We start from the raw sequence: 23,134 nt of genomic DNA, 5'->3' as shown, positions 1-23,134 counted from the left end.
ATACAGGCTCATTGGGTAAAAAAAATGCGTGGAAGTAATGAAGATTGCATTGGTAAAAGGTTCTAAATGGGATTGAAATTTCATTCCCATCACATTGGATTTCTAAACTCCATTTTTAGATGTGCGTGGCTTTGGAAGCCACTTGGATTTTGGAAAATAATAGCGGAGATAAACCCAAAACAAAGGGCATAAAAAAAGCAGGATTATTAAATCCTGCTCTTGGTTAAATGATAAAGCTGCAAACGTTACACGGCATATTCCAACTCCTGTTCATCAACAATTACTTTGACATTGGTAACTGTTTCCTCCTGCGTAGCAGCCTCCGCTTGCATGGCAACAAATGCGTTTTCCATAGCTGCAAATTTTGGAGAAACCAAATCCATATCCTTACTGATTTTTTGGCTGGTGATTTTAGCGTAAATCTGCGTGGTGGTAATATGCTTGTGTCCCATCATTTTGCTAAGGCTTTCAAGAGGTACACCCTCGGTTAAGAACATCGTAGCAAATGTATGACGGGCTGTGTGGAACGATATTTTTTGTTCGGTAACAATACCTGCTTCCTCCATAAGTTTTCTTACGTGGACATTACAGGTTGAATTGGATGGAACGGGAAATATAAAATCGTTACGGGTAACACCTCTGTACTTTTCAATGATGCGTTTAGGGATTTCCATAAGCCGGACATTGGAAGCAACGTCGGATTTTTTCCTCCGGCTAATAATCCATTGATGCCCGTCAAAGAAATTTTGAATATTACTCCATTTCAGCTTTTTAATATCAATATAGGAAAGTCCTGTGAAGCAACTGAAAATAAAGAGGTCTTTTACAAGTTCATATTTACTTTTAGACGGCTTTAAAAGCATGAGCTTTTCTACATCCTCTTTTAAGAGATAGCTACGGTCGGTTTCCTCCATGCTGATTTCGTAATCCTCAAAAGGATTATCACGTATCAGCTTACATTTGACCGCCAGTTTAGCCAATGCGATAACTGGCATTGTATAAACCCAAACCGTATTATGGGTACATTCCTTGTCTATCCTCAAAAAGAAGTCAAACTCACGGATAAAGTCAGACTTCAATTCCCGGAAAGCCATATCCTCCCGATGGTAGCGTAGTTTGATGAACTCCGTAAGGTGTTCGTAAACTTTTTTGTACTTGGCGTATGTGCTTGCCGACCTTTCGCCTTTCTCCACCATTTTTTCAAAATCCTTGTTCTCTTGTTTGAAGACCTTTAGGATAGCGTCATCCATTACCCCGACACCGAGAAACGTTAGCTTTACCTTATCGGCGGTAGCAAAGCCCTCGTCTTTCATCATGTCCTCGTAAATCTTATCTATACGTGTCCGTATTTTATCCAGCTTGCCATTCAGGGTTACAGCCTGATTGCTCCTGCCTAACACACGTCCATACTTCAAATCCCAATGGTCGGGGTGAATTTCCAGCTTGGTGCTGAATGATGCAGGGGTTCCATCAATGGTGATGCGCCCCATAATTGCAACTGCGCCGTTCTTCTTCGGCTCGTTTTTCTTTAGATAGAAAAGCAGCTTAAACGTTGACCTTTTCGCCTGTTCCATAACTCAATTGTTTAATGTTTAAAATTAAATTTCAATGAGTTACAAGGAAAGATGAAAAGAAGTGCAAAAGACTGAAATATAATCAGTTATATTAGGGTTGGTTAGGGTGTAACCAGTAACGATTTAGTAACCTAACCTTGTCTTTTCAAGCCCAAAAACCTAAGTACAGAGACTTCCAATTTTAGACCCACGTGTTATAAACCACTGTTTTTTAGCGAACTTCGCCGTTTTGCTTATTTTTACTTTTTGTCGTTATTTTTTACATAAAAAACTCAAAAATGTCACAAAAATTTCAAGAAATCATAGATTCCGAAAGACCTGTTCTCATTGACTTTTTTGCAACCTGGTGTCAACCCTGCAAAGTACAGTCTTCAGTGTTGAATACAGTAAAAGAGAATGTCGGTGAAGGAGCAAGAATCATAAAGGTGGATGTGGATCAATATCCTGCTCTTGCGGCTCAATACGGAGTTCGTGGCGTTCCGACATTAGCGATCTTCAAAAAAGGAGAAATGCTTTGGAAAGAAAGCGGCGTGCATGACGTTAATACTTTAACACAACTTTTAAAAGAACATGCATAAAACTGTGAAAAAATTACAGTTTTTTTATTTTGAGTTCCCATAGATTCCACTGACAAACTAGAACAACTCTGTTTCAAATCTATGGGAACTTTTAAAAATTATTTTAAGGACAGTGTTTCTCATACTCCTTTATGATTCCAATATAAATTTCTGCCTGTCTACTTTGTATTTTATTAGCAACAACATGAAACAACTTTCTAAATTGCTCTCTATCTTTCCTTAATTCCTTTTCTGTGCTTTTATATATTTCCTGATACTCTTTCTGCAAAGTTTTATCAAGCTGCTTATCCTGCATCATTTCTTTATCAAATACATCTAAGTACTGATTAAAAGGAGAGCAACCTTTACTTACAGTCCTAAATGCATCGACGATATTCGCAATAGACGATCCCATTTTAGAATTAAATTGACTTTTGGTTTTTACAGCTAAAACAGCAAATGAATCATCACTGTTTTTAATATAAAAATTGGAATGGGTATAGTAACAAGCATACAAACCTATACACTCAAAGACATTTGAACTGTAGAGCTTAATTTTACCATCATACAGCAAAAATTCAAAAGTATCTGCCGTATCGTCGGAAAGGTTCCCTTTCTTATCAACCGTTTTTACTTTAATCTTTTCCTGAATATTTACAATGTCCTCGCCGTTATAGTAAATGACTTTTTTGACATCTTTAGAGCTAATTTCATGTTTTTTTTGATCTTCTAAAGTCTTATACTGAAAACCGGAAATTCTGTTATTCAGTATAATTTGTCCGAGATTAATTGTTTTAGTTACTGTACCAAAAAGATGTGCTTTAAAAGAAGTCCCGTCTTCCAATTGAAATTCTACAAGATCATTTTGTTCATTAGCGTCTTTTTCCTGCGCACTCATCACTAAACTCAAAATGCACAAAAGTGTAAAAAATATTTTTTTCATCATATAATTGATATTTTATCCTCTAAAATATAAAAATTCACAATTAGTACGAGAAAAATATAAAATCATTAAAAAAAAGCATTTCACCATCAATCTTTTTCACTTTAATCTAATATTTCAAAAGAATCACGATCATTTAAAAACTGAAAATGATTTCTAAAATCCTTTAATTCTTTTATATTTAAATCAGCAGAAACAATATTTCCTTGTTTTTGAGTAATTTCTTTTCCGTCTGCAAAAAAACAATGTGAGCTTTCCTGATACAACAGATTATTGCCATCTGTTCCGATTCGGTTTAATCCAAAGACAAAAGATAAGTTCTCAATTGCTCTTGCTTTCAGTAAATGTTCCCAGGCTCCGACTCTTTTTTCAGGCCAGTTAGCAACATATAAAATGGCATCGTAATCATTGTTATTTCTTGCAAAAACAGGAAAACGGAGGTCATAACAAACCTGCAACAGAATCCTGAAACCTTTGTAGTTCACAATTACCCGTTCTTTTCCCGGAGTATACACTTTATCTTCACCTGAAAAAGAAAATAAATGCCTTTTATCATAGAAACCAACCTGAGAATCCGGCTGCACAAAATACATCCTGTTGTAAAATTTCCCACCATCTTCCACAGGAGCGCTACCACAAAAAGCGGCATTTTTTTCTTCAGACATTTTCTTTAAAAATTCTAAAGACTCCTGATTTCGGTCTGAAACTTCAGATGCATCCATACAAAATCCCGACGAAAACATTTCCGGAAGAAGAAATATATCTGCTTCCTGATTTTGCAATTCTCTTTCTATAAGTTCAAAATTTGCTGTTTTATTTTTCCAGATGATATCTAAATTCAGTCCTGTAATCTTCATAAACTTTGTTAAAAAACTTCAATAAAAATACGATTTTCCAATGATTTCGGTTCTATTTTTGATACGGATTGTTTTTAATAATACTATAAAATTGTAAAATTTATGAAGAAATTGGTTTTTATGTTCACGTTGGTTTTTGCAGGAGCAACAGCCAATGCACAGGCATGGACAGGAAAAGGAGATCAGAAAATCAACGCGGGATTGAGCGCTTGGGGATATGGAACAGGGATTACCGGGACTTATGATTACGGTTTAAATAATTTAATCTCGATAGGAGCCGGTCTGAATGGTTATTTTGATAATTATAAGGATAATGACAGCGATAATAATGTTTTTATCTTTGGAAGACTAAATTTCCATTTAAAAGAAGCTTTACAGTTGCCTGAGAAATTAGATATCTATCCGGGTGTTGATGTTGGAGTGTTAGGGAAAGATTTCGGAATCGGGGCTCACATTGGTGCAAGATACTTTTTCACTGAAAGAATCGGAGTTTTTGCAGAAGTCGGAAACAATGGCAGCCTTGGAGTTTCCATTAATTTGTAAGAAATCATCTTATTATATGACAAAGCTTCTCGTTTCGGGGAGCTTTTTTATTTGGCATAGTTTTGATAATTGTTACCTTTGCAAATTAAACATAAAAAGCATTAATGGAAATAGCAATCAAACTGTTTCAATTTATATTGAGCATTTCTATCTTGGTAATCCTTCACGAACTTGGGCATTTCTTACCTGCAAAATGGTTTAAGACCAAAGTTGAAAAATTCTATCTATTCTTCGATCCGTGGTTCTCTATCGCAAAGAAAAAAATTGGTGAAACCGAATATGGTATCGGCTGGCTTCCTTTCGGAGGATATGTAAAGATTGCCGGAATGGTAGACGAAAGCATGGATACTGAGCAACTGAAGCAACCTGCACAGCCTTGGGAATTCAGAGCAAAACCAGCTTGGCAAAGATTGATTATCATGTTGGGAGGAGTTACAGTAAACTTCTTCTTAGCCTGGATTATTTACGGATGTCTGTCTTTCTTCAACGGAGAAACGACTTTTGACACCACGAAGGTTGATACTCCTATGCACTATACCAATGTTGCAAAAGCAATGGGCTTCAAGGATGGTGATAAGATCTTAAAAGTAGACGGAAAAACTCAGAATAATTTAGATAAACTATCTCTGGATATTTTGTTAAGTGACCAGGTTACTGTTTTAAGAGACGGCAAAGAAACCACTTTTAACACCAATGACGATGGAAAAGCTCTCGCTTTTAAAGATGAAAACCCTAAAGGATTCCTTACACCACGATATGCCGCTGTTATTGACACGATTATCAATCCTAAAACAGCAGAAGCAGGTTTAAAAGTTGGTGATCAGGTAGTTTCTGCAAACGGACAAAAAATCAATTATTATGATGAATTTCAGGCTGCTGTTGGAAAAAGCGCAGGAAAGCCGATTAATATCGAAGTTCTAAGAAACGGAAGTGTTCAACCTTTAAGTATTCCTGTCTCAAAAGAAGGAACAATCGGTATTGCCTCTTATAAGCAATTGGAAAAATATGCACGTACTCAACACTTCACATTTGGGCAATCTATTGGAAGAGGTTTTACAAGAAGTATTGAGAGTTTGACTTACCAGGTTAAACAATTCAAATTAATCTTCAACAAAAAAGTACAGGGGTATAAAAAAGTAGGAGGTCCACTCGCTATTATTAAAAATATGCCTGTTGACCAATCGAAAGACGGAAGCGTTTCTATTAACTGGACTGCTTTCTGGAGTTTCACGGCAATGTTCTCCGTTTGGTTGGCATTTTTGAACTTAATTCCAATTCCAGGATTGGATGGAGGACACGTTATTTTCACATTATATGAAATGATTGTTGGAAAACCTGTTCCTCAAAAAGTATTGGAAAACGCACAAATGGTAGGCGTTATCTTCCTGTTAGGATTGATGTTACTGATTTTTGGAAGTGATATTTTCAAAGCCTTAACCGGAAGCTTATAATATTTTTAAAAATTTTTAATAAAATATTTGTAGGGTATAAATATTCGTCCTATATTTGCACCACTTAAAACAAAGGACATTCCTCCTTAGCTCAGTTGGTTAGAGCATCTGACTGTTAATCAGAGGGTCGCTGGTTCGAGCCCAGCAGGAGGAGCAAAAAGACTTACAGAAATGTAGGTCTTTTTTATGCTTCTTTTTTAAATCCTTATGTTAACTTAATTTATTGAAAAATAATCAAATAGCCTTTAAAACCCCATGAGCAAAGGAATTTTTTCAATATTTTTGAAATAAAAATTTGTGTAATCGTAATATTCCTATTATATTTGCACCACTAAAACAAAGGAACATTCCTCCTTAGCTCAGTTGGTTAGAGCATCTGACTGTTAATCAGAGGGTCGCTGGTTCGAGCCCAGCAGGAGGAGCAAAAAGACTTACATTTCTGTAAGTCTTTTTTATTTTAACTGCAAAAACATTCATCACATATTCTGGAAAGAAATTAACTATTTTACATAACCTTCATTACTCCCTCCATCTCCTTAATTCGTTTTTATACTTCTGAATATTTTATATTGAGTATCTACAACTGACTGATTAAATCCGTGCGCCGCTTTAGGCAATAAGAAGTATTCTTTTTTAGGAGCCTTCAGAGCATCGAAATACTTTTTGGACATTTCTTTAGGAGTCAGGATATCTTCTTCACCCTGAATAAGGTAAACAGGAATTTTAAAATTTAAATTATCCTTCATCATGTCGATAGAAACTCCCATCGATTGTACGCCCAATTTCTGATCACCAACAAAATTGACAAACGAGTAATCGTCACCATCTTCTCTATTTTTATTATCCTTTTCATTGTTATATTCCGGAGCCAGAGCAAACCAATTTTGCGGAGCGGGAGTAGAATTTGCCTTTTCATATTTTTTGATTACCCTATAAAGCATTCCTGTATTTTTGCACTGGAATAAGGAGGCTTACCAATTGTGTTTAATATTTGTAAGGCATCACTATCCTTTCTGTTCTCTGCCATTTTGTAAAGCTTTGAATATCTTTCTGTACTAAAATTAGGATTTACGATTTGAGAATGCCCCACATACGCGTAAAAAAGCTCAGGAGCTTTGGTGGCTATTTTTACTCCAAGAGCAGACCCCCAAGATGTGCCGGAAAGAATAATTTTTTTCTTTCCAAGGTGTTGTAAAAGATATCGGGAAAGCACAATGCCATCGCTAGTCATTTGCTCCAGAGTGAGCGGATTGTTTTTTAAATATTCCGGTGTCAACTCTTCAGGAGGATTATTGTGTCCGTATGTCCTTCCGGAACCGCGCTGGTCCCATTGAACAATGATAAAATCTTTTTCGAGAGCTTTATACAAAACATCAATATAGGGAGTAATGGGACTACCAGGTCCTCCGTGCAGAAACAGAATAACAGGCTTGGAAGGATTTCCGTTAATGGTTACCCATTGTTCAATACCATTGATAGGAACATATTGCTCTTCATGAATCTGACGAGTAGGAATTGTATTATTTAGATTATCTGTTGTTTGTGCAGAGGCCCAGAATGGAAGCAGGAATGAAAATAGGAAAATAGTTAATTTAATGTTCATAAAATGATCAAGGTTAAAGGTTTTAAACAGTTCAAATGTATGGATTTAATTAAAGACAATGTCAGAATTGTTTTAAATTAAGTATTAATAAAACTTGATTGCCAATCAGACACACACATTGATCCGAACCCTGCAAAAAAGATCTACAAAAATATAGGTCTTTTATTCCTTCAAAGAAAGCTTCTTCCTTCCACAATATTAATACCGTTATTTTCGTTAACTTTGCAGTTTTATAAATCCAACCGCAAAACCTTTTAAACACTTTGCAAAGCAGCACGGTTTTTGATTATGCTAAATGCTTGAAAAACAAATGATGTTAACGAACAATTTTAAATATTATCTCTCTTATTTTTCCATTATTCTTTTCGGCTTTTTACAGGCTCAAAACTCTGCCAGCGGAAGGATTATTGATGAAAAAACCAATGCTCCTGTTACAGGCGTAGCTATATTTATAAATGACAACAACACTCCTTATACGACTACATCTTCCGGAAACTTCAGTATACAGTCTGACACCATCATTTACAAGCTTAAATTTCAAAAAAAGAATTACGTTGTAGAAAGCATCAACATTAGTCCTGAAAGTTTTCAGGATTTGATCATCAAGATGTCTGCAGAAAAAGTAAGCAATATTGAAGCGGTAGTGATTCACAATGAACGTCCAAAATTCAAAAATAAAAAAGAAAACCCGGCTTATGCCATCATGCAGAAAGTCTGGGAAAGAAAACGAAACAATGGTTTAGATAAATTTGACACCTACACCTATAAAGAATATGAAAAAATTCAGTTTGACGCCAATAATCTGGACAGCGCATTCATGAAGAGAAAAATCTTCAATAAACTTGAATTCATTTTCGATTATAAAGATTCTACCGCAAGCGGAAAGATCGGACTTCCCGTTTTCCTGAATGAAGCCATCTATGAAAACTATGGGGAAAACAAACCTTCGAAAAGAACTAAAAGACTTCTAGTTGCCCAAAAAACTTCCGGATTTCAGGACAATCAAATTATTACTTTAACTGCGAAAAACCTGTATCGTGATATTAACATTTATGACAATACCTTAAATTATTTCGACATTGGATTTCCAAGTCCAGCCGGAGAAACAGGCTTCAGTACCTATGATTATAATCTGGTTGACACCATTTCCATTCGCGGAGAAAAAGCTTTTAAAATCCGTTATCAACCCAAAAGAACTGAAGTTTTAGCATTTCAGGGGTATCTCTATATCGATACAGACAGCTATGCCGTTTTAGGGGCAATTTTAAAATCCACACAGAAAATCAATGTCAATTTCATCAACGGAATTTCTACAGAACTAGAATATGACAATCCCGACGAAAACACATTTTTACCCAGAAAATTTGTTACGGAAATCGAAATGACTCCTTTTTCCAAAAAGAAAACCTCCAAAAGTATCATCGCCAAAAGGTCTGTTGATTATTCGGAATATCAGTTCAATAAGCCTCTCGAAGACAATATTTTTAAAAGAAAAGAGGAAGAATATGATGATAAATTTGTTGATAAAGATGATGCTTATTGGTTAAAAGCAAGACCGGATTCGTTATCAAAAAGCGAACAGGGAATTTACGACATGCTGGACAAGCTTCAGCAAACCCCGAAATTCAACCGAATTGTAAAGCTGTACGAAACTTTAGGCTCAGGATATTATAATATTGTCAAAGGAATAGATTTAGGCCCTATTTTCTCTATTTACGGAAAGAATGAAGTGGAAGGCGATCGAATTCGATTGGGAGCAAGAACGTATTTCACCAGAAATGATCCTTGGAGAGTTCAGTTTTACACCGCTTACGGGTTTAAAGACCAGCAGGTAAAATATGGAGCTGAAGCAAGATTCATGTTCAATAGAGTGAACAGATTCACCATTGGAGCAGGAACAAGAAGAGACATTTTACAATTGGGAGTTCAGCTTACCAACGATGATGGAATTATGGCAAGAACCTTCGCCTCTTCAACCCTTTTTGCGAGAGGGGAAAACGCTTCATTAAGCTCCGTAAATCAAACCAATGTTTTCACCGCCATCGAACCCTGGAAAAATTTCCAAATCAGACTGGACGGAACGATGCAGAGCATTAAATCAGCTAATCCATCAGAATTCAATTTAATGTATTATAAAGACGGAAATCTGAGACAAACAACCAATGACTCGCATATCACACTAAGCTTAATCGCAAGACCGGGCGCTAAATTCTCGCAAACCGGTATTGACAGATATGAACACGGAACATTGGCACCAACGATCGTTTTAAAATATACAAGAGGAATAGAAGGCTTATTCGGTTCTGACTTTAACTACAATAAGCTACAATTCATGTTCTATAAACCTATCCTGATCGGAAGCTGGGGTAAATTATTGTTGAATTTTGAAGCCGGAAAAAACTTCGATACCGTTCCTTTGGCTTTACAAAACGTGATTCCAGGAAACCAGTCTTACAGTTTAGCACAAAATACTTTTGCACAGCTTAATTATTATGAGTTTGTAGCAGATACTTATACAACACTTCATTTAGAGCATCATTTCAACGGTAAAATCCTTTCTTACATTCCTTTGATCAAAAAATTAAAATTAAGAGAAATTGCATTTATCAGAGGAGCTTACGGAACTTTAAGCGATGCTTCGAAAGCAATTAACGTTGCAGGATTCAAATATTCAGCACCTAGCGAACATATTTACTATGAATATGGGGTAGGAATTGAAAACATCGGTTTTGGAAATCTTAGGATCTTCAGAGTAGATTTCAACTGGAGAGGAAATTATCTGGATAGACCGGACATCTCAACATTCGGCATTAAAGCAGGTTTCCAGGTTGGATTTTAAAAATACAAATCTCCTTCAAATTGAAGGAGATTTTTTTATTAAGATGCTACCGGATAATCTTTACAGCGTTGCAATAAGCCACAATATATACAATTACAAAAGAAGATCTTTCCCTTCGGAAGACTGCAATAAATAATAGATTTACTTTAATCAGTACCTACTCTATTTTCTTTTGACCTCCGTAATTCATTTTTATTTGAACATCTCAAGTATATAAAGAATCACCTACAAACGTAGGTTAAAACTATAACTTAAAAAACACAAAAAATCCTCAGCAAATTGCTGAGGATTTTATTTTTATGAAACGCTTATATTATGCGTTTGCTTCTACAGATACAAAAGATCTGTTGTTTGCTTTCTTAGTGAAAACTACTTTACCGTCTACTAAAGCGAACAAAGTGTGGTCTTTACCGATCCCTACGTTTGCACCTGGGTGGTGTTGAGTACCTCTTTGTCTAACAATAATATTTCCAGCAATAGCTTCCTGACCTCCGAAAATCTTTACACCTAATCTTTTAGAGTGAGATTCTCTACCGTTTTTGGAACTACCAACTCCTTTCTTATGTGCCATTTTATTTTAAGGTTTTGTGTGGTTTAACAATTATTCTGCGCTAACCTCCTCAGTCTTAGGAGCTTTTTTAGCTTTAGTTTCTTTCTTAGCTCCGTCAAACCCTGTAATACCAGTGATTTTGATCTGAGTTAATGACTGTCTGTGACCATTTTTCACTTTGTAACCTTTTCTTCTTTTCTTTTTGAAAACGATTACTTTATCAGCTTTTACATGATCTAGGATCTCTGCTTCTACAGTGATTCCGCTTACAGCTGGGGCGCCTACAGTGATTGCTCCGTTTACAGTAAGAAGTACTTTATCGAAAGATACTTTACCTCCTTTATCTCCTGCTAAACGGTTCACAAACAATTTTTGGTCTTGCTCAACTTTGTATTGAAGCCCTGCTATTTCTACAATTGCAAACATTGTTTATAAATTTTTAGTTATTTCGAGGTGCAAATATAAGAAATATTTTCTAATCCGCTCAAATCCAATCCAATCTTTTTTTAAATAATTTTTTAACTATGTTTTGAATAATTTTTCACAATAAAGTGATAATATTTTTCGTTTAAATTAATAACTTCGTTTACACCAAATATTTAATATATATGAAAAGAAACTTCCACTTCCCAATAGTATTGGGAGCAATTGCTGTATTCTCATTATCAGCATGTAACAACGACACTCTGGAAACTCCTGTTCAACAGGAACAACAAACAGAAAACTTAAAGATCGACCAACCGAACGAACTGGAAAAAGTTTGTTATTATGTAGATCAATACTGGAGTTCCTCATCTGTTTTATTGACGTCTCTGCAAAACTCTACAGACACCAATTTCATGAATTCTCAGATGACAAAAATTGCAAGTATGTGGGGAAGAAGCAATCCTACTTTAAGATTCGTTAATGATCCTTCGAATTTTAATTCCACTTACAATGCGATTTCTTATTCGACAGGGAAAATCTATTACGGATATGCTATTTATTATGATGCGAAATCGAAAGGCGGAGACATTGTGAATGCAATGATTTTGGCCCATGAATATGGCCATCAATTGCAGTACATATTCGGATTGCCTTCTGTAAGTGAGTCTACTGCAAGACCAAACGAACTGGAAGCTGATGGTTTTGCCGGATATTATTTAAGAAGACCCAACGGCTACAATCAGACCAGTTTTACACAAATTGCAGCAGCTTATGAATTTGCACAAAGCATCGGAGATTATCAAACAACTAGCGCGGGACATCACGGAACTCCAGCACAAAGAAGATCTGCGGTTCGTTTGGGATTCTTGCTGGGACAGTATGATCTTTCCGCTTCTGATTTTGATTATAACTTCTTTTATTATTATCAGGGCGTTTTGAACGGAACTTATAAAATGGCAAAAAACTCTCAATATCCGGAGCTCGATAATTATATGAAGCAATATCTGGAGGAGTTGAAACAAATTCAGAATGGAGAAATCTCCGCAGAAGAATTTAAAAATTTAAAGTAATATCCTTTTTTGAAATATCTTTCTTAAGAGGCAGGCATTGTTCCTGTCTCTTTTTCTTTGTCAAAAAAATTCATAAAGTTTATTTACTTTTGAGCTCAGATTAAATCATCATGAACAGAGACCTTTATATAGATTTCGCAAAAGGATTGGCGACACTTTCCATCATCTTCATTCATACCGCCTTTTGGTCCGGTCAGTTTTATATTGCCCCGGAAGTGAGAGTTTTCTCATTGGTTTTTGATGTCGCTTTATTTTATGCTTTAAGTGGGATCACCTCTGGTTCAAACATAGAAAAAACATTTTACAGGCTTTTGAAGCTACAGATCACTTATATGATCTTTGTAACACTGCTTTTCTTTTTAGATTATCTCTTCAAAGTTTTCGGGCTCGCTTTTTTCTCCCTCGAATGGCTTCATAACTTCTACTCTACTTTCGGATCTAAGTACGCTACAATAGACATTTCAACACAACCTCAATGGCAGAATCTTGGAAACTGGTATCTTCATCAATACACCAATGCGGATACATTTCCTGTCGTAATGGGAAGTTTCTGGTATCTTAAAGTTTATTTTATACTAAGCGTATTCGGTGTATTAATTTTAAAATTTTTCCCGAAACACATTAATTGGTTCATTGGAATCTGTATTGCACTGACATTAATTTTCAATATATTCCCGGACTATTATCCTTCAGGACAGGTAGGGTATGTAGCTTTTTATATGGCCGTTTTTCTGATTGCTCATCAAATGAAAGGCAAAAAAATCCCAACAAAATGGATTCCTGTACTGTACGGACTGGTGGCTTTAGCTTTAGCCTGGATGTTTTCCCATTATGGAAAGGATGTTTTCTATAAGATCAATAAAAATAAATTCCCTCCTACAATTATTTATATTATCTGGACTTTATTTTCTCTTATCACCTTATTTGTTTTTTACAACAGACTTAAAATTTCAAAAGAAAGCTTCGTTACCCATATCGGTAAAAATGCGATCTTCTTTTATTTTGCCCAGGGAATCAGCTCTTCTTTAGTGTATTTCTTAGTCGTTCCGTTAAAAGAAAATATGCCGTGGTGGATTTTAATGGTTCTTATTTATATTGTGAATGTCATTTTAGCATTCATTATTGCAGCCGGATTAAAGAAATTTGATAGTTTCGGATGGAAAATTCTGGAATTTCTTAGAAAGAAAACTGCCATTCCATCTTCCTAACAGTCAATTTGAAATAAAATAATATTCTTATTGCAAATTATTTTAATTTTACAAAAATTTTTTAAGTCATGTTTAAGCTGAAACTTCCTACCGATCCAAGGTGGGCAAATATTGCAGAAGGAAACCTTCAGGAAATTTTAACCGACCATGCCTGGTGTGAGCAAAAAGCAGCTACCAATGCGATCGGGCTTATTACCATGCTTCCGGAATATCCGGAAATTGTAACGGAACTTTTGGCCATTGCACAGGAAGAATTGGATCATTTTAATCAGGTTCATGAGATCATCAAAAAACGTGGATATACTTTCGGGCGTACCAGAAAAGATGATTATGTGAATGAACTTGTCAATTTCATCCAGAAAGGCGGCAACAGAGATGATTTGATCGTGGATAAAATGCTTTTCGCAGCCATGATTGAGGCGAGAAGCTGTGAAAGATTTAAAGTTTTAACAGAAAACATCAAAGACGAAGAATTAAAAACGTTCTATAGAGACCTAATGATTTCGGAAGCTAACCATTATACCACATTTATCGGGTTTGCAAGACAGCTTGGCGATCCTGAAAAAGTAAATCAACGTTGGGAAGAATGGCTGGAATATGAAGCTAAAATCATCCAGTCTTATGGAAACAAAGAAAGTATCCACGGATAAAAATAAATTTTGAAGAAACCGACTTTTGAAAGTATTATGAGTTATTTCCTGAAGAATTTTTTTCAGGGATTGCTTATTATTGGTCCCATCGGTCTTACGGTTTTTGTGATTTGGTATATTGTCACTTCCATCGACAATATTATCCCCTCAATTTCTAAAGAAGCTCCGGGAATCGTTTTCATATCTATATTACTGGGTACCGCATTACTAGGCTACCTGGGAAACAAATTTGTTGTAGGAAGATTTTTCGTTGATGCTATAGATCGGCTTTTAGAAAAAACTCCGGGTATAAAACATATTTATTCTCCAACAAAAGACGTGATGTCTTCATTTGTGGGAGATACTAAAAAGTTTAACGATCCGGTTTGGGTAAAAACTAACGAAAATCCTGAAATATGGAGAATAGGTTTTTTAACCCAGAAAGAAATGTCAGACGTGGATAAACACAATTATGTTGCTGTTTACCTTCCTCATTCTTATGCCATCTCCGGCTGGGTAATCGTAACTGAAGAAAAAAATATAAAACCTGTAGTAGGGATGACGGCTGCTTCTGCAATGAAATTTGCGGTAAGTGGTGGTGTTGCAGGATTCCATTCCGATGATAACATCTTTAAGGCACCGGAATAATCTCTACTCTAAATAATACTACTCGTTTCTTTTTGATACCATATTTCAATTAAAGAAACACTTTCAAATACATCGATTAAAAAGAAATAAGCTGTTGGATTTAATTATTGACTACAGCATATAAAACTTTATCGATTCTGAATATTACAAATAAAAAACAAAACTAACAATACGACTTAAATTAAAAGGATGAGCAAAGTTGCAATCATAGGAGCCGGAGTTTCCGGATTGAGTATGGCCAATTATTTAGAAAAAAATAATATCGACTACCATATCTATGAAAGAAGAACCCCAAATGATCTTAAAGGCCACGGATTTATTCTTCCGAAAGAAGGAATAGAGCACCTTTCAAGCATTATTAATATTGACGATCTCTATACAAAAGGAAGTTTTTTAAAAAAATATCTTCATTACAGCCAAAGCGGAGAAATTATTTCCGAAAAAGACCTTGATGATGTATTTGTGGTTTCCAGAAGTGCATTAATAGAAATTCTGGCTAAAGGAATTCCAGCAGAAAAGATTTCTTACGAAACGACAGTTGCCCTGAACGGATTTTCCAACGGAAAAGCAGATATTACGCTTGATGAAAATACTCCATTAGAAGCTGATATTGTAATCGCTTCGGATGGATCAAGAAGCAGAATCAGAAGAACAATTTTTCAGGATGAAACAATGAAAGCTGTTCTTGAAAATGAAGTTGTAAACATTATTGAAAACGAAGAATTAGCCAGCCAGATTGAAAGTAACTTTCTGAAGTTCCACCATGAAAACGGAGGACTTACTTTTGGAGTTTTAAAGCTTTCTTCATCAAAAATTCTTTGGTATTGCCAGTTTGATATCAGCAAGTTTTTCATCAATGAAGATTATACTCCGGATTGCATTAAGCAATTCATGCAGGATCATTTCGGAGACTGGAATCCTCTTATTTCCTCTATTATTGAAGGCTCGAGCTATGAAAATGCTCACATCTGGAGAGTCTACGAATTGGAAGAATTGAATCCTTTCTATCATGAAAATGTAGTATTCATTGGTGATTCTGCACATCCGTTGATTCCTTTTACAAGTCAGGGAGTTACCTCTGCTTTAAAAGATTCTTTCACATTGACTCAACTTCTATTAGAAGGAAATGATCTTCAAGAAACATTCAAAAAGTACGAAGAGGAAAGAAAACCGGAAATTGAGATCCATATTAAAAACGGAAGAGCATTATTGAATCAGTTTCTTTTGCCATTAAGCGAACAACCCAAAAACACTTTACCAATCTCTTACAAATAAAACATGTTTACAAATAACGATATTAATTTTGAGGCTCTGAAAAGGAAAGCCTACAACGGAAGATGGGCAACACTGGAAGACGGAATCATTCCTCTTACCGCAGCAGATCCGGATTTCAGAATGTCAAAGGAAATTGAGAACGGAATTATTGAATACATCAAAGACGGCTACCTTAGTTACGGCCCTTTTTCAGGAATTCCTGAGTTTAAAAAAAGTGTTGCAGAACATTTTAACAGCGGGAAAAACGGAAGCTTTACTCCTGAAAACGTTTTAGCAGTAAACAGTGCTGCAATGGGAATGTTTATGGTTGCCAAATACGTATTGAATCCAGGAGATGAAGCCATTATTTTTGATCCGGTTGATTTCTTATTCAAAAAAACAGTGGATGCTGTTGGCGGAAATATTAAATTATGTGCAGTCGACTCCAAAACAGGAGACATCGATTTTGAAATGCTGGTTTCTTTAATTGGTCCGAAAACCAAACTTATCAGCATTTGCAATCCGCATAATCCTGTCGGAAGAGTATATTCCAAAGAAATTTTGAAGAAAATTTCAGAAATTGCCTCGGCTCATGATCTGTGGGTAATGAGTGACGAAATATGGAGTGATATCGTATATGATAAAAAAGAGTTTAATACGTACTCTTCAGTTTCTGAAGAAGCTAAAAAGAAAAGCTTTACCGTTTTCGGATTTTCAAAATCTTTCGGAATTGCTGGATTAAGAATCGGAGCCGTTTTATGTAACGATCAGGATCTTTTGGATGATTTTACAGAAAAATCAAACTTTAATTCCACTATTGAAGGGGTTTCTACCCTATCGCAAATTGCGGCTAGTGTAGCTATCGACAGAGCAAAGCCTTGGTTTAATGATTTCCTGACGCATTTACAGCACAACAGAGATCTTGCGCACAGTATGCTAAGCAATTCGGGAATTTTAACGCCTAATTTTCCGGAAGCAACATTCGTAATTTTCCCTAAGATTGAAAACGGAATGTCGAGTGAAGCATTTGCACAGCATGTTTTACAGCAAGGAAAAGTTGCAATTGTTCCCGGCTCGGAAAGATGGTTCGGAAAAGGAGCGGAAGGACATGTCAGAATCTGCTTCTCAACGTCTCAGGAAATTCTTACGGAAGGTTTGAATAGACTGATTAATAGTTTCTAAATATATTTTTCCCACGGATATCATAAATTGCACAGATTCAAAAGTCTTTGTGATTCATGAAATCTGTGGGAATTTTTACTATTATTTTTTCGAAATTTTATATAATTTTCCACTGTCGGTTACTGCATATAGATTTCCATCCATTCCGTTCAATACATCCCGGAATCTTTCTTTTTGATCTAGAAGCAATCGCTCTTCACCAACGACTTTATTATTTTTCATTACAATTCTGTTGATATGTTCCCCACTCAGACACCCGATGAATAAATTATTTTTCCACTCCTCAATATTCCCCGTGTAGAAAGTAACTCCACTCGGTGACACCACAGGATCCCAATAATAAACAGGTTGCTCTGTCCCTGCCTTTTGCGTTGTTCCACCATTTATCTTTTCACCTGAATATTCAATTCCATAGGTGACATCGCCCCAACCGTAATTTTTTCCGGGTTGAATTAAATTAATTTCGTCTCCTCCTCTCGGTCCCATTTCCACATCCCAAAGATTTCCATTGGGATCTATCGCTAAACCTTGCGGGTTTCTGATTCCATAAGCATAGATTTCAGGTTTATATCCATCTTTTCCTATGAAAGGGTTTCCCGGTGCAGGTTTTCCTTCCTTAGTTATTTTTAATATTTTACCTAAATAATTATCTGTTCTTTGAGCATACACTCTCGTTTGTTTATCTGAACGTTCCCCTGTACTTACAAACAGATTTCCGTCTTTGTCGAAAACCAATCTGCTTCCATAATGTTTATCCCCGTCATAAGAAGGTTCTGCCCTAAAAATCACCTGTATTCCTGAAATAGTTTTCAAATCCTGAGACAGGGTACCTTTAGCAACAGACGTTAAATTCCCTTTACCAAATGGCTCAGAAAAACTAAAGTAGATAATATTATTGGATTTGAAATCCGGATCAAGAGCTACATCCAACATTCCGCCCTGTCCTTTTGAATCTACCTTTGGAAAACCTTCAATTTTTGAAATTTGTTTTCCGTCTGTAGAAACCACATTCATATACCCTGACTTTTCAGTAATCAGGAATCTTCCGTCCGGCAAATTAATAATTCCCCAGGGTCTACCTAAACTTTTAGTTAAAACCTCGAATTTATATGGCGTTTTAGTTTTTACAGCTTTTATTCTTGTCTGCCCAACGAAAGCAGGCTTGTAAGAAGTGTTAGGCTCAAGGTTTTCAGCACTTCCATCAGAATGTGTTTGCTGGGCTGTTGTTTTTTTACATGAGGAGAAAAAAATGATAACACAAAGGATTCCTGAAAGATAATTGTAGATTTTCATAATTGATATTTAAGAGGTTATAACGATGAGTGGAAAAATAATGCCATAAAAAGTTTGCATAATTAATTTTTTATTCTACATTTGTAGAAACAAATATCAAAACATAGAATATGAAAGAGATAAAACTTACAGGTTCCGAAAAAATACTCATGGAGATCTTATGGGAAAAAGAAAAGGTTTTTATGAAAGATATTTTAGAATCTTATCCTGAACCTAAGCCGGCCGCCACAACAGTTGCCACATTATTAAAACGAATGCAAAATAAAGATTTAGTAGGTTTTACCTTATATGGTAATTCAAGAGAATATTATCCTAAAGTGGGAAAAGGGGAATATTTTAAAGAAGAAATGACCTCCATGATCGACCGTTTTTTCAACAGCTCGGTTGCACAGTTTGCTTCGTTCTTTACCTCCAATTCAAAACTGACACAAAAAGAACTTAAAGAGCTTCGTGACATTATAGATCAACAGATAAAAGAATAAAAAATGGAAACTATTGTTTTAAAAATCATTATCTGTTCAGGAATTCTGTTAGGATGTTATCATCTGTTTCTGGCCAAGGAAAAAACATTTGTTTTCAACCGATTTTTCCTGATTTTTGCCCTCATATTTTCTTATGTAGTCCCTTTTATGACTATAAAAACCCAACAAAAGGCACCTACAGAAAAAATATTTTTTGAAGATGAAAACACCCTGCAAACGGTTTCTTATACACCAATTACCGTCTCAGAACAATCATTTGATTATACCTCCTTAATTCTCCCGGTTTATCTTTTGATATCAGGAATTTTACTTTGTAAGCTTCTGTTTTCAATTTATAAAATCAAAAGTCTTAAAGGAAGCAAAATCATCTATAAAAACAGAGTAATCAAAGTACTTGAAAACAATATGCCTCCCTTTAGTTTTATGAATACCATTTATATTTCTAAGGACTATTTTAAAGATGGTAAAATTGAAAACAGCATTTTTCTTCATGAAGAAATCCATGTAAAGCAAAAGCATACTGCAGATGTTTTATTTACAGAGATCCTTAAAATCTTACTGTGGTTTAATCCATTTGTTTATTTCTATAAAAGGGCAATGGTTACCAATCACGAATTTATTGCGGATGAACAGGTAATTTATAAAAATAAAAATATCAAAACTTATCAGGAGCTTATCCTAAAAGAAATTCTTAAACAACAGGATTTGAATCTGATTCACCAATTCAATTTTAACAACACCAAAAAACGATTTATTATGATGACAAGTAAAAATTCAAAATTTGCAAAAGCAAAAAAGTATCTTACCATTCCTGCATTTACAGCTTTAACATTAATTTTTGCTGAAAAGGTTTATGCCAATAATATGCCTGAAACAGAAAACCAGAATTCAAATTCTTTGCAAAGTGCTGACAATACTACAAAAGCATATAATGCTCAGAAAAATACAGATACCGATTTTAGAGTACAGCAAGAAGGACTTCCAAATGACTTAAAGAGTGATACTACTCCTAAAAAGACACAAATAACTGCAAAACTTCAGGAAATTAAAAGCACAAATGATGATAATACTGTAAAAGATTTAGCAGTTGCACCTCCTGCAGCTCCAGTTGAAAATTTTGTTCAGGCAGAATTTCCTGGAGGCAACCATGAACTGAGAAAGCAGTTTGGCAATGCCTTTAACTCTTCAGTTTTCGGAAAAAATGAAAAAGGAAATATGAAAGCGGATATCTATATCTCAATAGATGAAAATGGCAAAACCACAGATATAAAAGCAGACGGAAACACACCAACCCTCAACAATGAAGCCGTTCGTACGATGAAAGAAGTTGTTAACAATAAAACATGGAAGCCTGCAACAGAGAATGGGAAACCTGTTCCAACAGCTTTTAAGTTACCGGTTTCATTTAACATACAATAAATAAAATACAAATGACGATTAAGGCCGTTCTGATATTTCAGAACGGTTTTATTTTGTAATTTTGTTAGATGCAATTCAAACTTCAGTCAGAATATCAGCCAACCGGAGATCAGCCCAAAGCGATTGATAAGCTTACCCATGGAATAGAAATCGGTGAGAAATATCAAACGTTATTGGGGGTAACCGGATCCGGAAAAACGTTTACCATTGCCAATGTCGTGAACAATGTTCAAAGACCTACATTGGTTTTAGCACATAATAAAACACTGGCCGCTCAGCTTTTTATGGAGTTTAAAGAATTTTTTCCGGAAAACGCTGTAGAATATTTTGTAAGTTATTACGACTATTATCAGCCTGAAGCTTATATTGCCAGTTCCGGAACGTATATTGAGAAAGATTTAAGTATTAATGAAGAAGTAGAAAAACTTCGTCTGTCTGCAACTGCTAGTTTACTTTCCGGAAGAAGAGATGTTTTGATTGTTGCTTCGGTTTCCTGTATTTATGGTATCGGAAACCCGAATGAATTTCATAAATCACTTATTTCTCTTGAATTGGGAGAGAAAACAACACGAACCGCCTTACTTCACTCGTTGGTTAACGCATTATACGCGAGAACCTTAAATGAATTCCAAAGGGGAACCTTCCGGGTAAAAGGAGATGTGATCGATGTGTTTCCTGCTTATGCAGATAACGCTATAAGAATTCAGTTTTTTGGTGATGAGATTGAAAAAATCCAGAGCTTTGATCCTGTTTCTGGTAATGTAACCTCAAACTTTGAACAAATTCAGATTTATCCTGCTAATTTATTTGTGACTTCGAAGGAAACATTGAATGGTGCCATTCGTAATATTCAGGATGACCTTGTAAAACAGGTCGACTTTTTTAATTCTGTTGAAAAACCTTTAGAAGCTAAAAGATTACAGGAAAGAACCGAGCTTGATTTAGAAATGATTAAAGAATTAGGGTATTGTTCGGGGATTGAAAATTATTCAAGATATCTGGATGGTAGAGAACCAGGAACCAGACCGTTCTGTCTGATTGACTATTTCCCAAAAGATTTTTTAATGGTGATTGATGAAAGCCACGTTACCATTCCACAGGTTCACGCCATGTATGGAGGAGACAGAAGCAGAAAAGAGTCTTTAGTTGAATATGGTTTCAGGCTTCCTGCTGCAATGGATAACCGACCCTTAAAATTCCAGGAGTTTGAAGGCATGCAAAATCAGGTGATTTATGTTTCTGCGACACCTGCTGATTATGAGCTTGAGAAAACCGGAGGTGAATATATTGAGCAGATTATCCGTCCAACCGGGCTTTTAGACCCTATTATCGAAGTAAGACCTACTTTAAATCAAATTGATGATTTAATGGAGGAAATTCAGAAAAGAGCAGATGCTGATGAAAGGGTTTTAGTGACCACCTTAACCAAGAAAATGGCTGAAGAACTTACCAAATATTTTACAAAATTCGGGATCCGAACCAGATATATTCATTCTGATGTAGAAACCCTGGAACGTATTCAGATCATGCAGGATTTACGTCTTGGTCTTTTTGATGTTTTAATTGGAGTCAACCTATTACGAGAAGGATTGGATTTACCTGAAGTCTCACTGGTTGCCATTCTTGATGCCGACAAAGAAGGAATGTTAAGAAGCCGAAGATCTATGATCCAAACGGTAGGTCGTGCGGCGAGAAATGTCAATGGTAAAGCGATTATGTATGCTGATAAGATTACAAAATCGATGCAGGCAACACTTGATGAAACGGAATATCGTCGTGCCAAACAAATGCAGTATAACGAAGAACACGGGAAAGTTCCTCAAGCGCTTAATAAAAAAATATCCGAGAATCTAGTTGGACGAAGTAAAGATTTCCCAGACGAAAAATATACTCAGAAAGAAATTCTACAGAAAGTTGCCGAAACCAAAGCTTCTTACACTTCTGAAGATGTAGAAAAAATCATTGCACAGAAACAAAAAGAAATGGAGACTGCAGCGAAAAACCTTGATTTTATAAAGGCTGCTAAGTTGAGAGATGAAATTGCAGCTTTGAGGGATTAAAACAACTTTATTACAAGTCTAAAGAGACTTAAAGAAGTACCAACAATACCAAGTAACATCAATAAAATTCCTATGAATTTCAAATTTGTAGGTTTATTAAGATTTACCAGCTTTCTTCTAATCCAATTATTTGCATTATCTCTTTCATTTGTATACATTTCATAAGCATGATTATAATAATATCTGCCTGTAAAAAGACAAAATATTCCTAGAAGAAAAAAATATAAAATATCAAACATAGCATAAACTTTTTCGGCGGCATCTTCGATGCCGCCGAAACTATTTTAAAATTTAAATGTTTTCGTTTTAAGCTTCTCATAATTTACAGCTCCACCTCGAAGGGGAATTAATAAATCCATCAAACCATTCAGTTTAATTTCATAAATTGTTGAAAGCTGCATGCCCAACTTTCCCTTTGGCATCCCTTTACGATAAAACCATTCGAGATAACTTACCGGCAGATCGGCTAGAATTGTCCCTTCATATTTCCCGAAAGGCATTTTAACGACACAAATTTCTTTTAATATTTCAGGGTTTATTCCTTCC

21 protein-coding genes, 2 tRNA genes and 1 pseudogene are annotated in these 23,134 nt (G+C 35.5%); 15 read left to right on the top strand and 9 right to left on the bottom strand.

All coding sequences use genetic code 11. The annotated features are described in order from the left end of the window. Positions 1-245: 245 nt before the first annotated feature. Positions 246-1,574 (bottom strand): site-specific integrase, encoded by a 1,329-nt coding sequence (locus tag MKS83_RS15465; RefSeq protein WP_223711930.1) that lies wholly within the window; start codon positions 1,572-1,574, stop codon positions 246-248. Positions 1,575-1,852: 278 nt separating this feature from the next. Between MKS83_RS15465 and MKS83_RS15460 the strand changes: the two genes are divergently transcribed. Continuing rightward, the gene (locus MKS83_RS15460; RefSeq protein WP_240580393.1) at positions 1,853-2,152 is read left to right on the top strand and encodes a thioredoxin family protein; all 300 of its coding nucleotides are present in this window, start codon (positions 1,853-1,855) and stop codon (positions 2,150-2,152) included. Positions 2,153-2,255: 103 nt separating this feature from the next. Here the strand turns inward: MKS83_RS15460 and MKS83_RS15455 are convergent, their stop codons facing one another. Together MKS83_RS15455 and MKS83_RS15450 are read right to left on the bottom strand one after the other, a co-directional pair. Next, positions 2,256-3,077: a hypothetical protein gene (locus tag MKS83_RS15455; protein ID WP_240580392.1), complete on the bottom strand. Its 822-nt coding sequence runs from the start codon at positions 3,075-3,077 to the stop codon at positions 2,256-2,258. A 101-nt stretch (positions 3,078-3,178) separates the two neighbouring features. Continuing rightward, the gene (locus tag MKS83_RS15450; protein ID WP_240580391.1) at positions 3,179-3,931 is read right to left on the bottom strand and encodes a nitrilase-related carbon-nitrogen hydrolase; all 753 of its coding nucleotides are present in this window, start codon (positions 3,929-3,931) and stop codon (positions 3,179-3,181) included. Positions 3,932-4,033: 102 nt separating this feature from the next. Between MKS83_RS15450 and MKS83_RS15445 the strand changes: the two genes are divergently transcribed. The 4 genes from MKS83_RS15445 to MKS83_RS15430 all read left to right on the top strand — a co-directional run bounded on the left by MKS83_RS15445 (position 4,034) and on the right by MKS83_RS15430 (position 6,347). Beyond that, the gene (locus tag MKS83_RS15445) at positions 4,034-4,474 is read left to right on the top strand and encodes a DUF6646 family protein (RefSeq protein ID WP_240580390.1); all 441 of its coding nucleotides are present in this window, start codon (positions 4,034-4,036) and stop codon (positions 4,472-4,474) included. A gap of 104 nt (positions 4,475-4,578) precedes the next feature. Then, positions 4,579-5,925: an RIP metalloprotease RseP gene (rseP, locus tag MKS83_RS15440; protein ID WP_240580389.1), complete on the top strand. Its 1,347-nt coding sequence runs from the start codon at positions 4,579-4,581 to the stop codon at positions 5,923-5,925. A gap of 80 nt (positions 5,926-6,005) precedes the next feature. Continuing rightward, positions 6,006-6,079, top strand: a tRNA-Asn gene (locus tag MKS83_RS15435). Between the two features lie 194 nt (positions 6,080-6,273). Further along, positions 6,274-6,347: transfer RNA gene (locus tag MKS83_RS15430), tRNA-Asn, on the top strand. Positions 6,348-6,461: 114 nt separating this feature from the next. On the opposite strand, the gene MKS83_RS15425 is transcribed toward MKS83_RS15430, so the two are convergent. Further along, complete coding sequence (locus tag MKS83_RS15425) at positions 6,462-6,866, bottom strand: alpha/beta hydrolase family protein (protein WP_240580388.1); 405 nt, start codon at positions 6,864-6,866, stop codon at positions 6,462-6,464. Then, entirely contained in the window at positions 6,851-7,528 is a 678-nt protein-coding gene (locus MKS83_RS15420) for an alpha/beta fold hydrolase (RefSeq protein WP_240580387.1), read from the bottom strand. The genes MKS83_RS15425 and MKS83_RS15420 overlap by 16 nt, the downstream gene beginning before the upstream one ends. Positions 7,529-7,838: 310 nt before the next feature. Between MKS83_RS15420 and MKS83_RS15415 the strand changes: the two genes are divergently transcribed. Beyond that, entirely contained in the window at positions 7,839-10,367 is a 2,529-nt protein-coding gene (locus MKS83_RS15415; RefSeq protein WP_240580386.1) for a DUF5686 family protein, read from the top strand. Positions 10,368-10,680: 313 nt separating this feature from the next. On the opposite strand, the gene rpmA is transcribed toward MKS83_RS15415, so the two are convergent. Together rpmA and rplU are read right to left on the bottom strand one after the other, a co-directional pair. After that, positions 10,681-10,938, bottom strand: a complete 258-nt coding sequence (gene rpmA, locus MKS83_RS15410) for a 50S ribosomal protein L27 (protein WP_089857756.1) — start codon at positions 10,936-10,938, stop codon at positions 10,681-10,683. 33 nt (positions 10,939-10,971) lie between these two features. Continuing rightward, positions 10,972-11,343 (bottom strand): annotated as a pseudogene (gene rplU, locus MKS83_RS15405) (50S ribosomal protein L21); the annotation flags it as partial. A 182-nt stretch (positions 11,344-11,525) separates the two neighbouring features. Here rplU and MKS83_RS15400 point away from each other — a divergent pair. The 6 genes from MKS83_RS15400 (at position 11,526) to MKS83_RS15375 (ending at position 17,334) form a co-directional block, all read left to right on the top strand. Continuing rightward, positions 11,526-12,413 (top strand): metalloprotease, encoded by an 888-nt coding sequence (locus MKS83_RS15400; protein ID WP_240580385.1) that lies wholly within the window; start codon positions 11,526-11,528, stop codon positions 12,411-12,413. Between the two features lie 110 nt (positions 12,414-12,523). Then, positions 12,524-13,621, top strand: coding sequence for an acyltransferase family protein (locus MKS83_RS15395; RefSeq protein WP_240580384.1), 1,098 nt, complete (start codon positions 12,524-12,526; stop codon positions 13,619-13,621). A 68-nt stretch (positions 13,622-13,689) separates the two neighbouring features. Next, positions 13,690-14,271, top strand: a complete 582-nt coding sequence (locus tag MKS83_RS15390; protein WP_100377661.1) for a tRNA-(ms[2]io[6]A)-hydroxylase — start codon at positions 13,690-13,692, stop codon at positions 14,269-14,271. Positions 14,272-14,280: 9 nt separating this feature from the next. Continuing rightward, the gene (locus MKS83_RS15385) at positions 14,281-14,898 is read left to right on the top strand and encodes a DUF502 domain-containing protein (protein WP_100377660.1); all 618 of its coding nucleotides are present in this window, start codon (positions 14,281-14,283) and stop codon (positions 14,896-14,898) included. A gap of 189 nt (positions 14,899-15,087) precedes the next feature. Beyond that, the gene (locus tag MKS83_RS15380) at positions 15,088-16,173 is read left to right on the top strand and encodes an FAD-dependent oxidoreductase (RefSeq protein WP_240580383.1); all 1,086 of its coding nucleotides are present in this window, start codon (positions 15,088-15,090) and stop codon (positions 16,171-16,173) included. Between the two features lie 3 nt (positions 16,174-16,176). Further along, entirely contained in the window at positions 16,177-17,334 is a 1,158-nt protein-coding gene (locus MKS83_RS15375; protein WP_240580382.1) for a pyridoxal phosphate-dependent aminotransferase, read from the top strand. Between the two features lie 81 nt (positions 17,335-17,415). On the opposite strand, the gene MKS83_RS15370 is transcribed toward MKS83_RS15375, so the two are convergent. After that, a complete protein-coding gene (locus MKS83_RS15370) occupies positions 17,416-18,627 on the bottom strand; it encodes a PQQ-dependent sugar dehydrogenase (protein WP_240580381.1) in 1,212 nt (403 codons plus the stop codon). A gap of 110 nt (positions 18,628-18,737) precedes the next feature. Here MKS83_RS15370 and MKS83_RS15365 point away from each other — a divergent pair, with 110 nt between their 5' ends. The 3 genes from MKS83_RS15365 (at position 18,738) to uvrB (ending at position 22,588) form a co-directional block, all read left to right on the top strand. Then, positions 18,738-19,109, top strand: a complete 372-nt coding sequence (locus tag MKS83_RS15365; protein WP_240580380.1) for a BlaI/MecI/CopY family transcriptional regulator — start codon at positions 18,738-18,740, stop codon at positions 19,107-19,109. Between the two features lie 3 nt (positions 19,110-19,112). Next, positions 19,113-20,528 (top strand): M56 family metallopeptidase, encoded by a 1,416-nt coding sequence (locus tag MKS83_RS15360; RefSeq protein WP_240580379.1) that lies wholly within the window; start codon positions 19,113-19,115, stop codon positions 20,526-20,528. 68 nt (positions 20,529-20,596) lie between these two features. Then, positions 20,597-22,588 (top strand): excinuclease ABC subunit UvrB, encoded by a 1,992-nt coding sequence (gene uvrB / locus MKS83_RS15355; protein WP_240580378.1) that lies wholly within the window; start codon positions 20,597-20,599, stop codon positions 22,586-22,588. 284 nt (positions 22,589-22,872) lie between these two features. Here the strand turns inward: uvrB and MKS83_RS15350 are convergent, their stop codons facing one another. Continuing rightward, positions 22,873-23,127, bottom strand: coding sequence for a DUF3820 family protein (locus MKS83_RS15350; RefSeq protein ID WP_240583199.1), 255 nt, complete (start codon positions 23,125-23,127; stop codon positions 22,873-22,875). Positions 23,128-23,134 lie beyond the last annotated feature (7 nt).

Origin of the sequence: Chryseobacterium sp. Y16C (assembly GCF_022488405.1) — a bacterium.
In the GTDB taxonomy this organism is placed as follows: Bacteria; Bacteroidota; Bacteroidia; order Flavobacteriales; family Weeksellaceae; genus Chryseobacterium; species Chryseobacterium geocarposphaerae.
This window is presented reverse-complemented; position numbering and strand designations above follow the sequence as displayed.

Excerpts from the sequence above, each read along its gene's own strand:
- MKS83_RS15420 (WP_240580387.1), bottom strand. The coding sequence starts at position 7,528 with ATGAACATTAAATTAACTATTTTCCTATTTTCATTCCTGCTTCCATTC.
- MKS83_RS15465 (WP_223711930.1), bottom strand. The coding sequence starts at position 1,574 with ATGGAACAGGCGAAAAGGTCAACGTTTAAGCTGCTTTTCTATCTAAAG.
- MKS83_RS15445 (WP_240580390.1), top strand. The coding sequence starts at position 4,034 with ATGAAGAAATTGGTTTTTATGTTCACGTTGGTTTTTGCAGGAGCAACA.
- MKS83_RS15365 (WP_240580380.1), top strand. The coding sequence starts at position 18,738 with ATGAAAGAGATAAAACTTACAGGTTCCGAAAAAATACTCATGGAGATC.
- MKS83_RS15370 (WP_240580381.1), bottom strand. The coding sequence starts at position 18,627 with ATGAAAATCTACAATTATCTTTCAGGAATCCTTTGTGTTATCATTTTT.
- MKS83_RS15380 (WP_240580383.1), top strand. The coding sequence starts at position 15,088 with ATGAGCAAAGTTGCAATCATAGGAGCCGGAGTTTCCGGATTGAGTATG.
- MKS83_RS15395 (WP_240580384.1), top strand. The coding sequence starts at position 12,524 with ATGAACAGAGACCTTTATATAGATTTCGCAAAAGGATTGGCGACACTT.
- MKS83_RS15415 (WP_240580386.1), top strand. The coding sequence starts at position 7,839 with ATGATGTTAACGAACAATTTTAAATATTATCTCTCTTATTTTTCCATT.
- MKS83_RS15375 (WP_240580382.1), top strand. The coding sequence starts at position 16,177 with ATGTTTACAAATAACGATATTAATTTTGAGGCTCTGAAAAGGAAAGCC.
- uvrB (WP_240580378.1), top strand. The coding sequence starts at position 20,597 with ATGCAATTCAAACTTCAGTCAGAATATCAGCCAACCGGAGATCAGCCC.
- MKS83_RS15360 (WP_240580379.1), top strand. The coding sequence starts at position 19,113 with ATGGAAACTATTGTTTTAAAAATCATTATCTGTTCAGGAATTCTGTTA.
- MKS83_RS15400 (WP_240580385.1), top strand. The coding sequence starts at position 11,526 with ATGAAAAGAAACTTCCACTTCCCAATAGTATTGGGAGCAATTGCTGTA.
- MKS83_RS15460 (WP_240580393.1), top strand. The coding sequence starts at position 1,853 with ATGTCACAAAAATTTCAAGAAATCATAGATTCCGAAAGACCTGTTCTC.
- MKS83_RS15390 (WP_100377661.1), top strand. The coding sequence starts at position 13,690 with ATGTTTAAGCTGAAACTTCCTACCGATCCAAGGTGGGCAAATATTGCA.
- MKS83_RS15450 (WP_240580391.1), bottom strand. The coding sequence starts at position 3,931 with ATGAAGATTACAGGACTGAATTTAGATATCATCTGGAAAAATAAAACA.
- rseP (WP_240580389.1), top strand. The coding sequence starts at position 4,579 with ATGGAAATAGCAATCAAACTGTTTCAATTTATATTGAGCATTTCTATC.
- MKS83_RS15425 (WP_240580388.1), bottom strand. The coding sequence starts at position 6,866 with ATGCTTTATAGGGTAATCAAAAAATATGAAAAGGCAAATTCTACTCCC.
- MKS83_RS15455 (WP_240580392.1), bottom strand. The coding sequence starts at position 3,077 with ATGATGAAAAAAATATTTTTTACACTTTTGTGCATTTTGAGTTTAGTG.
- rpmA (WP_089857756.1), bottom strand. The coding sequence starts at position 10,938 with ATGGCACATAAGAAAGGAGTTGGTAGTTCCAAAAACGGTAGAGAATCT.